General features: G+C 64.0%; 12 protein-coding genes. 7 read left to right on the top strand and 5 right to left on the bottom strand.

Features of this window, described 5'->3' with window-relative positions; genetic code table 11:
- Positions 1-1,016, bottom strand: a 1,016-nt coding sequence (locus ACOJSJ_RS06565; protein ID WP_420144186.1) for a protein adenylyltransferase SelO family protein, incomplete at its 3' end; no start/stop codon positions are given.
- A gap of 37 nt (positions 1,017-1,053) precedes the next feature.
- Between ACOJSJ_RS06565 and ACOJSJ_RS06560 the strand changes: the two genes are divergently transcribed.
- The 6 genes from ACOJSJ_RS06560 to ACOJSJ_RS06535 all read left to right on the top strand — a co-directional run bounded on the left by ACOJSJ_RS06560 (position 1,054) and on the right by ACOJSJ_RS06535 (position 5,908).
- Positions 1,054-1,923 carry an alpha/beta fold hydrolase gene (locus ACOJSJ_RS06560; protein ID WP_420144185.1) on the top strand — a complete coding sequence of 290 codons (870 nt, stop codon included), beginning with the start codon at positions 1,054-1,056 and terminating at the stop codon, positions 1,921-1,923.
- Positions 1,916-3,061: a glycosyltransferase gene (locus ACOJSJ_RS06555; protein ID WP_420144184.1), complete on the top strand. Its 1,146-nt coding sequence runs from the start codon at positions 1,916-1,918 to the stop codon at positions 3,059-3,061. Before ACOJSJ_RS06560 ends, ACOJSJ_RS06555 begins: the two co-directional genes overlap by 8 nt.
- 90 nt (positions 3,062-3,151) lie before the next feature.
- Positions 3,152-4,555 (top strand): NAD(P)H-dependent flavin oxidoreductase, encoded by a 1,404-nt coding sequence (locus ACOJSJ_RS06550; RefSeq protein ID WP_420144189.1) that lies wholly within the window; start codon positions 3,152-3,154, stop codon positions 4,553-4,555.
- Positions 4,555-4,770 (top strand): DUF2093 domain-containing protein, encoded by a 216-nt coding sequence (locus ACOJSJ_RS06545; RefSeq protein WP_420144183.1) that lies wholly within the window; start codon positions 4,555-4,557, stop codon positions 4,768-4,770. The genes ACOJSJ_RS06550 and ACOJSJ_RS06545 overlap by 1 nt, the downstream gene beginning before the upstream one ends.
- A 400-nt stretch (positions 4,771-5,170) precedes the next feature.
- Positions 5,171-5,551 (top strand): VOC family protein, encoded by a 381-nt coding sequence (locus tag ACOJSJ_RS06540; RefSeq protein ID WP_420144182.1) that lies wholly within the window; start codon positions 5,171-5,173, stop codon positions 5,549-5,551.
- A 201-nt stretch (positions 5,552-5,752) separates the two neighbouring features.
- Positions 5,753-5,908: a hypothetical protein gene (locus tag ACOJSJ_RS06535; protein ID WP_420144181.1), complete on the top strand. Its 156-nt coding sequence runs from the start codon at positions 5,753-5,755 to the stop codon at positions 5,906-5,908.
- A gap of 2 nt (positions 5,909-5,910) precedes the next feature.
- Here the strand turns inward: ACOJSJ_RS06535 and purU are convergent, their stop codons facing one another.
- Genes purU through ACOJSJ_RS06520 form a run of 3 tightly spaced genes read right to left on the bottom strand, consistent with a single transcriptional unit; the run spans position 5,911 to position 9,254 of the window.
- A complete protein-coding gene (gene purU / locus ACOJSJ_RS06530; RefSeq protein WP_420144180.1) occupies positions 5,911-6,777 on the bottom strand; it encodes a formyltetrahydrofolate deformylase in 867 nt (288 codons plus the stop codon).
- A gap of 42 nt (positions 6,778-6,819) precedes the next feature.
- Positions 6,820-8,220, bottom strand: a complete 1,401-nt coding sequence (gene astD / locus ACOJSJ_RS06525) for a succinylglutamate-semialdehyde dehydrogenase (RefSeq protein WP_420144188.1) — start codon at positions 8,218-8,220, stop codon at positions 6,820-6,822.
- Between the two features lie 5 nt (positions 8,221-8,225).
- Positions 8,226-9,254 carry a DUF1338 domain-containing protein gene (locus ACOJSJ_RS06520; RefSeq protein ID WP_420144187.1) on the bottom strand — a complete coding sequence of 343 codons (1,029 nt, stop codon included), beginning with the start codon at positions 9,252-9,254 and terminating at the stop codon, positions 8,226-8,228.
- Between the two features lie 86 nt (positions 9,255-9,340).
- Here ACOJSJ_RS06520 and gcvA point away from each other — a divergent pair, with 86 nt between their 5' ends.
- Positions 9,341-10,237, top strand: coding sequence for a transcriptional regulator GcvA (gene gcvA, locus ACOJSJ_RS06515; protein WP_420144179.1), 897 nt, complete (start codon positions 9,341-9,343; stop codon positions 10,235-10,237).
- A gap of 15 nt (positions 10,238-10,252) precedes the next feature.
- On the opposite strand, the gene ACOJSJ_RS06510 is transcribed toward gcvA, so the two are convergent.
- A partial coding sequence (locus ACOJSJ_RS06510; protein WP_420144178.1) for an SPOR domain-containing protein occupies positions 10,253-10,996 on the bottom strand: 744 nt, incomplete at its 5' end.

Raw genomic sequence — 10,996 nt, 5'->3', positions numbered from 1 at the left:
CGGCGCTGCATCGCTTCGCCATAGAGCATCGGGAAGCGTTCCAGCTGCGCGATCAGCGGCGGCGCATCCGTCAGCGCACGCAGCGACACGGCGAGTTGCGCGACATCCCAATGGATCGCTTCGGCCTGACGGCCATAGGCGTAGAGGCCATTATGATCGAAATAGGCGGCGGTGAAACCGGCATCCCACAGCGGCGTGAAGCGCCATGGGCCATAATCGAAGCTTTCGCCGGTCACATTGATATTGTCGCTGTTGAGTACGCCATGGACGAAACCGGCGATCATATAGCTGGCGGCAAGGTCGGCGGTGCGCTCCACCACCCGGCCCAGCAGTTGCGCGGGCGGATTGTCGCCCGGCGTTTCGCCATAGAGACCGGTGAGCGCATAATCGGTCAGTCGTCCGAGCAGCGCGCTGTCCTCAATATAGGCGGCGCGCTGGAATGTGCCGATGCGGATATGCGAATGGCTGAGCCGCACCATCGCCGCGCCGCGCGTGGGGGACGGTTCGTCATTGCGCTCCAGCGCTTCGCCCGTTTCGATGATGGAGAAGGTTTTCGAGGTGGTGACGCCCAGCGCTTCCAGCATTTCCGTCGCCAATATCTCGCGCACGCCGCCCTTCAGCGTCAGGCGACCGTCGCCAAATCGGCTATAGGGCGTCTGTCCCGACCCCTTGGTGCCAAGGTCGAGCAGGCGATTGTCCGCATCGCGCAACTGCGCAAACAGGAAGCCGCGCCCATCGCCGATGTCGGGGTTATAATGTCGGAACTGATGGCCATGGTAACGCAGCGCCAGCGGCCGGGGCAGATTGTCGTCCAGCGGCGCAAAGCGACCGAAATGGGCGATCCAGTCTTCGTCGTTCAGGCCGTCCAGCCCGACGGAGGCGGCCGCACGATCGTTGCGATAGCGCAGGATGGCTTGCGGGAAATCCGCCGCGCGTACGGGATCGGCGATCTCCGGCATCAATATGTCGATTTCGGTGACGGGGCGGTAAGTTGCGGGTTGCGGCATGTGGTGCATATGGCGATATGGGGGAAGGTCACCTGAAGGATCAAGCTTGAGCGGCTATAATGACGGATATTGGTGGTCACCCGATGGGCTGCGGCTCCATTATAGGGACTATGAGGGTGGCGACGATGGTCGCCCGCCCTTACTCTGCCTGCCGGGGCTGACCCGCAATGCGCGCGATTTCGAACCGCTGGCGGGGCGGCTGGCGGGCGAATGGCGGCTGATCTGTCCCGACATGCGCGGGCGGGCCGAAAGCGCCTATGCCAAGGATGCGATGACCTACGTCCCGCTGACCTATTTGCAGGACATCAGCCGGTTGCTCGCGGATCTGGCCATCACCCGTTTCGTGGCGGTGGGAACATCGCTGGGCGGGATCATCACCATGCTGATCGCGGCGACGCATCGCGAATGGCTGGCGGGCGCATTGCTGAACGATGTGGGACCGGTGCTGGATGAAGGCGGCCTTGACCGCATCCGCTCCTATGTCGGCGTGGGGCAGTCGCATCCGACATGGGTCCATGCAGCGCGCGCGCTGGCGGAAGCGAATGGCGATGTCTATCCCGGCTATGACCTGGAACAGTGGCTGGCCATGGCCAAGCGCCTGTATCGCCTGAACAGCGGCGGACGCGTGGTGCTGGATTACGACATGAAGATCGCCGAACCGATCCGCGCCATGGGCAGCGAGGCAGGCGTCGACATGTGGCCGGTGATGCAGGCATTTCAGGGCATTCCGACGCTGTTGCTGCGCGGCGATCGGTCCGATCTGCTATCCGCCGCGACTGCGCGGCGAATGGTCGATACGATCGGGGCAGGGGCCGAACTGACGACGGTTCCGGGCGTCGGCCACGCGCCCGCGCTGGACGAGCCAGAAAGCGCGGCGGCGATCGACCGGTTGCTGGCGCGCGTGCTGCATGAATAGTGTGCCGCACATCCTGCATGTCCATGGCAGTTTTTCTCTGGGTGGCAAGGAAGCGCGTGCCGTCCGCCTGATGAACATCTGGGGCGGTCGGGCGCGGCACAGCATCATGAGCGCCGATCCGCTGGCGATGGGCGCGCGCGATGCGATCGATCCGGGCATCAGCGTCGATTATCCCGATGCGCCATCCTTTGCGGGGAAGCCGGGGCTGGCGCGATACCGGGTCATCACGGCGTTTCTGCGGCAGTTCGACCTGATCCTGACCTATAATTGGGGATCGATGGACGCGGTCATGGCGCATCGGCTGGCCGCATTGGGGCTGGTGGGGCAATCGGCAGGATTGCCGCCGCTGATCCATCATGAGGATGGGTTCAACGCGGACGAAACCCATGGCCTGAAAACCAAGCGCAACCTGTTTCGCAGGGTCGGCCTGCAAAGCGCCCATGCGCTGGTGGTGCCGTCGGTACGGCTGGAGGGTATCGCACGACATATATGGAAGCAGCCGGCGGGGCGCGTCCACCTGATCCGCAACGGCATCGATGTCGCGCGCTATGCCGACAGGCCTGCGCCTGACGCGATGCCGGGGCTGGTGCGCACGCCGGGCAAATTGCTGGTGGGGACGCTGGCGGGGTTGCGGGCGGTCAAGAATATTCCGCGCCTCGTCAGGGCGGTCGCCGCGCACAGGGACAGGCTGCAACTGGTGGTGGTGGGCGAAGGGCCGGAGCGCGACGCCATCGTCGCGGAAGCGGCGGCTTGCGGGCTGGACGGCCTGCATATGGCCGGCTTCATGGACCGGCCATGGCGGTTCGTGGGCCTGTTCGACATCTTTGCCCTGTCTTCCGACAGCGAACAGTTCCCCATATCTCTGGTGGAGGCGATGGCGGCCGGTTTGCCCGCCGCATCCATGGATGTGGGCGATGTCGCCAATATGGTCGCGCCGGAAAACCGCCCCTTCATCGTTCGCGACGAACAGGGGCTGGCCGATGCGCTGGGCGCACTGGCGGCCGATGCCGATCTTCGCGCCCGGCTGGGTGTCGCCAACCGGCAGCGTGCGCAGCGCGACTATGCCGAAACGGATATGGTAAACGCCTATGCGCGCCTTTATGGCGAGGCTCTGGCCAGCCCCATGATTTTGCGCTAGGGCGCGCGAAATTCGTCATAGACAGCCAAAGCTGCTATAGGGTTGCTTTTACCCGGTCGAGGGGGTCGGGTGCATGTGCAGGAGATGTCGTTGTTCAAGGGGCTGAAGCCTATCGTCTATGGTGGCCACGAAGTCTGGCCGATAGTAGAGGGTGGCAAGGGTGTTGCCGTATCCAACCATAGCAGTTCGGGCGCCTGGGCGGCGGCCGGAGGCATCGGCACCGTATCGGCGGTGAACGCCGACAGCTATGACAGCTTTGGCAATGTCATTCCCCAGATCTATCACGGCCGCACACGCCGTGACCGGCACGAGGAACTGATCGCCTATGCCATCGACGGCGCCGTCGAACAGGTGAAGCGCGCGTTCGAAATCGCCGGGGGCAAGGGCGCCATCAACATCAACGTGCTGTGGGAAATGGGCGGTGCGCAGCGCGTCCTCCATGGCGTGCTGGAAAAGACGCGCGGCATGGTGGCGGGCGTCACCTGCGGCGCGGGCATGCCATACAAGCTGTCTGAAATCGCGGCATCCTATAATGTCAGCTATCTGCCGATCGTGTCTTCCGGTCGTGCCTTCCGTGCATTGTGGAAGCGCGCCTATTCCAAGGCGTCGGAATGGCTGGCGGCCGTGGTCTATGAAGATCCCTGGCTGGCGGGCGGCCATAACGGCCTGTCCAACGCGGAAGATCCGCGGCAGCCGCAAGACCCCTATCCCCGCGTTCGCGACCTGCGCGCCACCATGCGCGAAGGCGGCATTTCCGACGACGTGCCAATCGTGATGGCGGGCGGTGTCTGGGCGCTCAAGGACTGGAACGACTGGATCGACAATCCGGAACTGGGCGCGATCGCTTTCCAGTTCGGCACCCGTCCGCTGCTGACGCAGGAAAGCCCTATTCCGCAGGACTGGAAAGACCGGCTGATGCAGCTGGAGCCGGGCGACGTGCTGCTCCACAAATTTTCGCCCACCGGTTTCTACAGCTCGGCGATTCGCAATCCCTTCCTGCGTTCGCTGGAAGCGCGGTCGGACCGGCAGATCCCCTTCAGCACCGAACAGGCGGGCGACCATACGCACCAGCTGGACGTGGGGGTTAAGGGCAAGAATTTCTGGGTGACGCTCGGCGATCTTCAGCGCGCACGCGAATGGTTCGGCGCGGGATTTACCTCCGCACTCAAGACGCCGGACAATACGCTGGTCTTCGTCACCGAAGAAGAGAAGGCGGAAATCCGCAAGGACCAGACCGACTGCATGGGCTGCCTGTCGCAGTGCAGCTTCTCCAGCTGGATGGACAGCGAAACCAATTCCACGGGGCGTCTGGCCGATCCGCGCAGCTTCTGCATCCAGAAGTCGTTGCAGGAATCGGTGCATGGCGGCGATCTGGACAAGAACCTGCTGTTCGCGGGTCATGCGGCCTATCGGTTCAAGCAAGACCCCTTCTATTCCAACGGGTTCGTGCCGACCGTGAAGCAGCTGGTCGACCGCATCCTGACGGGCGACTGATGGTGACGGAGCTTCCGGGGCTGGCGGTGCTGCATTATGGCGCCGCCGATTTCGACATCGTGCGGCCGGGGCAGTTCGTGCTGTGCGCGGTGTCGGGCGCGCGTATCGACCTGCACGACCTGAAATATTGGAGCGCCGAATTTCAGGAAGCCTATCGCGGCCCGCAGGAAGCGACCCGATCCTTTCTGGACCATCGGGGGCCTGCATTTCGTTGATATGGGCGCGCCTTGGCTATCCTGACCGGATGGCGCGGCGCGTCATATTTTCAAGATGAAGCCGCGATCCGACCAACGTCCAAATCGGGCGACTGATCGCTACATTTCTGTTTCAGTGCGGTTAAAACTGATGTAATCTTCCTGCATGAGGCGACAAAGATCGCCCTTGATGGAAGGATGTTCATGATGTCTCGTATCGACGTCTTTGGTGATCGTGTCTGCATCGTTTCGAGCCTGCTGATCGTCGGCTGGTTCCTGTATAGCACCATCGCCTGACAGGCGCTGTTCGGCCCGCTTCATTCGGTAACGTGGCGAGCGCTTGCTCGTTTGCCATCCTTTGTCCATGACAGGTGAAGGGGCATGACGAAATGTCCCGGCCCTTGCAGATGGAGAAGGATGGATGTTCAGCCACGTCATGGTCGGCGCAGATGATGTCGAGGTTTCGAAGCGCTTTTATGACGCCCTGTTCGCGGCGATCGGCGCGAAGCCTGGCTTTTACGACGATCGTGGTCGCGCCATCTATATGCATGACGGCGCATTGTTCATGATCACCCGGCCGATCGACGGCGAAGCGGCCTGTCATGCCAATGGCGGCACGATCGGTTTTTCCATGGCATCGACGGAGCAGGCCGATGCATGGCATGCTGCGGGCGTGGCGGCGGGCGGCGCGGCCTGCGAAGACCCGCCTGGTATTCGTGAAGGGGGGTTCGGGAAACTCTACCTCGCCTATCTGCGCGATCCGGCCGGTAACAAGCTGTGCGGGCTGCATCGCATCGCCTGAACCAAGCAGGACTGGGCAGGCCCCAAGCAAAGCTATTTCGACATTATCGATGTCATCGCCCAATAAGGTCGCGAGCCTTTTTCCAAAAAAGGCTTCGCGGCTTTTGAAGGATGTCAGCTTGCTCCGCGTTACCAACGGCTAAAGCGCACGGTTCCGAAGCGACCACGCCAGGTTTCGTGTTCCCTGACCAAGGAGAAGACGATGACCCGTAATAGCCCGTCCCGCCGCAAGCCCGACCATGCCCGGCAGAGCCAGCATGTCTACCTGCCCCACAGCAGCTGGGCGCGGGTTGAGCGTAAACCCGCCGTCAGTACGCCCATCGCGCCCGACGATTTTTGGGCGCGACTGGGCATCTGACCTTATCTGAACACCACGGTCTTACCGCCGTTCAGCAGCACGCGCCGGTCGGCGATCCAGCCGACGGCGCGGGCCAGTACCTGCGCCTCTATATCCCGGCCGATGCGGATCATGTCGTCGGCCGTCGCGCGGTGATCGACGCGTTCGACCGCCTGTTCGATGATCGGCCCTTCGTCCAGATCGGCGGTCACAAAATGGGCGGTTGCGCCGATCAGCTTCACCCCGCGATCATGGGCGCGATGATAGGGGCGTGCGCCCTTGAAACCCGGCAGGAAGCTGTGGTGGATGTTGATGCAGCGTCCGGCAAGATGGCCCACCAGCTCTTCCGACAAGACCTGCATATAGCGAGCCAGGATTAGATAGTCACAGCGGCTGCGGTCGAAAATGTCGAGCAGCGCGGCTTCCTGCGTCGCCTTCTCACCATTGGGCGGCAGCTCATGATAGGGGATGCCGTGCCATTCGGTGATGCGGCGCATATCGGGATGGTTGGACACCACGCCCATGATGTCGACCGGCAACATGCCGGTTTGCCAGCGATGCAACAGATCCGCGAGGCAATGCGATCCTTTCGACACGGCGATCAGGATGCGCGGGCGATGGCTGGCGGCGGTGAGCGACCAGTCCATGGCAAATTCCGTGCCGATAGCGGCGAAATCGGCACGCAGGCCGTCCATGTCGGTGATGCGATCATCCGTCGCTTCAAAGGCGACGCGCATGAAGAAACGGTCGGCTTCCCGATCGGCATATTGTTGGCTGTCGGTGATGAAGCCGCCGCGTTCCGCCAGGAAATTGCTGACGGCCGCAACGATTCCGACACGGTCGGCACAGACCAGCGTCAGTACCCAGGATGGAATGACAGGATTTGACAACGACCCCTCCGAAATTGATCGTTCGCCGTTGCCCTAACCCATCTAGCTATGCAAGCCGTTAACCGGAACCGCGACCACGCCGTCCGCCTCGAAACTGGCGATGGGATAGGCGCAATAGTCGGCGGCATAATAGGCACTGGGCCGATGATTGCCCGATGCGCCAAGGCCGCCGAAGGGCATGTTGCCAGCAGCGCCCGTCGTCGGCCGGTTGCGATTGACGACACCGGCGCGGCTTTCCTCCACCACACGCCGCCACAGGCCGTCATCCTGAGAAATGAGGCCAGCCGACAGGCCGAAGCTGGTCGCGTTGGCGGCGGCGATGGCGGCATCGAAATCGGGTACGCGCAGGATGGTGAGTGCCGGGGCAAAGATTTCCGCGTCGGGCGCATCGATGCCGGTGATGTCGAGCATGGCGGGCGTGACGAAAGCGGCGCTGCGCCCCCCCACGCCTTCGAACGGGCGGATGACCTGTGCCCCGCGCGCGATCAGGTCGCTGACGGCGCGGTGGGATGCGGCGGCGGCCTGATCCGACACCAGCGGTCCCATGAAGGCATCGCCCGGCTCATTCCATGCCGCAATGGGCAGGCGGGCGGCGATGGCGGCGGTCGCCTCCACGATGGCGTCGCCGCTCGCGCCTGTCGGCACGATCAGGCGGCGGGCGCAGGAACAGCGCTGGCCGGTGGTGATGAAAGCGGAGTTGACGATGATCGATGCGGCTTCGTCCGGACTGTCCCATGCGATCAGCGGGTTGTTGCCGCCCAGTTCCAGCGCCATGATCACATGCGGGCGATCCACCAGCGCACGGCGCAGCGCGGCGCCCGCACCGGCCGATCCGGTGAAGAGCAGGCCGTCTATATCGCCCGCGACCAGCGCTTCGCCGGTGGCGCGTCCGCCCTGAACCACGGTCAGCAGGCCATCGGGCAGACCCGCCGCCGCCCAAGCCTGTGCCATGGCGGCGCCGGTGGCAGGCGTGATTTCGGATGGCTTGAACACGACCGCATTGCCCGCGATCAGCGCCGGAACGATATGTCCGTTGGGCAGGTGGCCGGGAAAATTATAGGGGCCAAGCACCGCCATGACGCCATGGCCGCGATGGCGCAGCACCGCCCGGCCAAAGGACATGTCGGCTGTCCGTTCGCCGGTGCGTTCGGCATGGGCCTTTATCGATACATCGACCTTGGCGATCATGGACCCGATTTCGGCGTCGCTTTCCCACAATAGCTTGCCGGTTTCGCGGGAAATCAGTTCGGCCAGCGTCGCGCGCCGTTCACCCAATATTGTGGCGTAGCGGCGGACGATGGCGATGCGATCGTCCACCGGCAGCGCGCGCCAGCCGGGCAGGGCGGCATGCGCCTTGGCGATGGCGGTGTTGCAGTCGTCGGCGCTGGCAACCGGGCCTTCCCAGATCAGTTCGCGCGATGCAGGGTCGAAGGATTGCAGCATGGCGATCACCGGTTGGCCCCTTCCTGCGCGCTGGTCATGGCAAAGATGCCGGTAGCGTTGCCGGTGTCGAAGGCGAGGTCGAGCCTGCCGGTTTCCGGGTCCACATCACGGCTGATAAATTCGTAGAAGGAGCCGGGAACCGTGCGCCACTGTCCGTCGGCGAAGGGGCGTTCGACACTGTCGGCGCGAAAGGCGGTCTGGCGGACGCGGCCGGTGGCGGAAATTTCCAGCCGCTCCTTCATCGGTCGGTCCTCATCCTTCAGTCGCTGGGAAAGGGCGGCGACGTCGGCCACCCGGTCCGTCGCATGATTGAACCCATTGCCTTCGGTTGCGATCCATGCGGCTTCGTTGGAACGGGACAGGAGCAGTTGATAATCCTCGAAAGCGGGTGGTTCATGCTGGCGGTCGAAGGCCGATAGGATGATCGGCAGGGCAACGACTGCGACAGTGAAGTGAACAGTCGCGCCGCGTTCGAAATCGGCGAGCATGGCGATTGTCGGCGCGTCCAGCGGATCGCGGCTGGTACCGAAAATGCGGGCGGCGGCTTCGACAAATTCGGGATCGAAGCGATCGACATGCAGTTCGGACAGGAAGAATTGCGGGATGGCTTCGGGGAAGTCGATATGGCGATAGGCGCGACCGGTCATGCGCAGCCGGTCGAGCGGATAGATCGCCGCCATTTCGTAGCCGAGCGGCAGGAAGATGCGGGTGAAGGCGTCCTGTCCGGCGGGCAGCGCGCCGGTCGGGCCATCGGGAAAGCGGATGGAGCGCAGCGCCCCATGGTCGAACATGACCCGGCCGCCGCGCGCCAGCGTATCGGCGACATAGGCGTCGCCGCTGGGCACCCGGCGCAGCAGATCGTGGAACAGCGCGACGTTCATCGCCATGGCGAAGGCGGCGCGGGATACGCCGTCGCCATTCTGCGCCAGGAGGCCGGGGTCGATCACCAGCATGTCCAGCGTCTGGCGGCCGACATCATCGCCGAGCGTGGCCGTCACCAGCTTTTCGATCGTGCCCATATTCTCTTTCGACATCATATGCTCCCGATTGCAGGATCATTATCGCAACAATCTTGGCATAAGCCAAATGGTGACCTGTCATCTGTTGATGCGAGAATGGAATGAGCGAATTTCGCAAATGGTTGCCGCCGATGAACGCCCTGACCGCGTTCGAGGCGGCGGTGCGCCATGGCGGTTTTTCCCGCGCGGGAGAGGACATCGGCCTGACCCAAAGCGCGGTCAGTCGGCAGATCGCGCAACTGGAAGACATTCTGGGCGTGCCGTTGTTCGACCGGATCGGGCGGCGTGTCCGGCTGAACGAGGCCGGGCGGAGCTATTCCGACGAACTGCTGCCCGCGCTGGACGCGATCCGCCAGGCGACGGGGCGGGCATCGGGGCGGCGGCCGCAAAGGACGCTGCGGATCGCGACGCTGCCCAGCTTCGGGATGCGATGGCTGGCGCCGCGCCTGCCGCAACTGAGCGCGCGCCATCCCGATCTGGTCGTCGATTTTGCAGCGCGATCCCAGCCATTCGATTTCGGGCATGAGGATTTTGACGCGGCTGTCCATTTCGGTGTCCCGCAGGACTGGCCCGGCGTGACGATGGATTTCCTGTTTCGGGAGGAGGCCGTGCCGGTCTGTTCGCCCGAATGGCTGGCGGTGCATCCGCTGCGGACGCCCGCCGACCTGTTGGACGCGCCGTTACTGAGCCAGACGTCGCGGCGGGACGCATGGGCGCGGTGGCTGAATGCGGCAGGCGTGGATGCGCGCACGCTGGCGGCGGGGCCTGCCTATGAACATTTTTTGATGCTGGCGCAGGCCTGTGCGGCGGGAGCAGGGCTGGCGCTGATTCCCACATTCCTGATCCGGCCGGAACTGGAGGCGGGGACGCTGGTCATCCCCTTTGCGCGGCCGTTGTCGACCGATCAGGCCTATTATCTGGTCTATCCATCCGACGGGCCGGGGGCAGGGCCGCTGATGCAGTTCCGCGACTGGATGGTGGAGCAGGCGCGCCTGTGAAGGGCGCGCCGGTCCTTACATTTTCCTGGGCATGCAATCCGCGCCCGCAGCCTTGACGGCACTGCACAGGCGGGCGGCATCGGCGGCGCTGGCAATGGGGCCAGCCTGAAGGCGGGTGACGGCGCCAGCCTTTACCAGATAGAGCTGATAGACGGAGAGGCCGCGGACCTTGCCATTCAGCTGGCTCCACAGCGCGCGGGCGCGGGATTCCTCCCCGAAGGCGCCAAGCTGTACGCGCCAGTCGCCGGATGCGGCGGGTGTTGGCGCGCTGGCTGCCGGGCGCGCGGGCGTCGATACAGGTTTGGGCGCAACTTTGAGTGCAGACGTCGCGGCGGCGACCTGTGGTGCCGGCGTGGGTTTGGGTGCTGCCGCAGATTTGGGCGCAGGTGGCGTGATGGTGGAGGGTGGCAATTCCGTCGTGCGGACCGACGAGGGTATATTGCTGCTGCGGGGCGGGGTGGTTGGCCCGGCGTTCGGTGCTGTGGCGAGCACGGCGCTGCTTTCGCCCTTTTCCATGCTGGCCGCCAAGGCAAGACCCTGCTTGCGCTGATCCTCCGGAATATATTTGTCCATCTGTTCCAGGCTGGACGTCGCCTGCGCCAGCCCGGAAGCGGAGGCGCGGGTCATCAGCGCATAGGCGCGGACCCAATCCTTGGCGACCGTATCGCCGTTAAACAGGGCGGTGCCGACGATATATTGCGCGCGCGGTTCGCCGCGCATCGACGCGCGCTGAAGATAGGGCATGGCGCCGGGGCGATC

Source organism: Sphingobium sp. (assembly GCF_048594625.1).
GTDB lineage: Bacteria > Pseudomonadota > Alphaproteobacteria > Sphingomonadales > Sphingomonadaceae > Sphingobium.
This window is presented reverse-complemented; position numbering and strand designations above follow the sequence as displayed.

Coding starts and splice junctions, on each gene's coding strand:
- ACOJSJ_RS06520 (WP_420144187.1), bottom strand. CDS start 9,254: ATGTCGAAAGAGAATATGGGCACGATCGAAAAGCTGGTGACGGCCACG.
- ACOJSJ_RS06545 (WP_420144183.1), top strand. CDS start 4,555: ATGGTGACGGAGCTTCCGGGGCTGGCGGTGCTGCATTATGGCGCCGCC.
- ACOJSJ_RS06540 (WP_420144182.1), top strand. CDS start 5,171: ATGTTCAGCCACGTCATGGTCGGCGCAGATGATGTCGAGGTTTCGAAG.
- ACOJSJ_RS06555 (WP_420144184.1), top strand. CDS start 1,916: ATGAATAGTGTGCCGCACATCCTGCATGTCCATGGCAGTTTTTCTCTG.
- ACOJSJ_RS06535 (WP_420144181.1), top strand. CDS start 5,753: ATGACCCGTAATAGCCCGTCCCGCCGCAAGCCCGACCATGCCCGGCAG.
- gcvA (WP_420144179.1), top strand. CDS start 9,341: ATGAGCGAATTTCGCAAATGGTTGCCGCCGATGAACGCCCTGACCGCG.
- astD (WP_420144188.1), bottom strand. CDS start 8,220: ATGCTGCAATCCTTCGACCCTGCATCGCGCGAACTGATCTGGGAAGGC.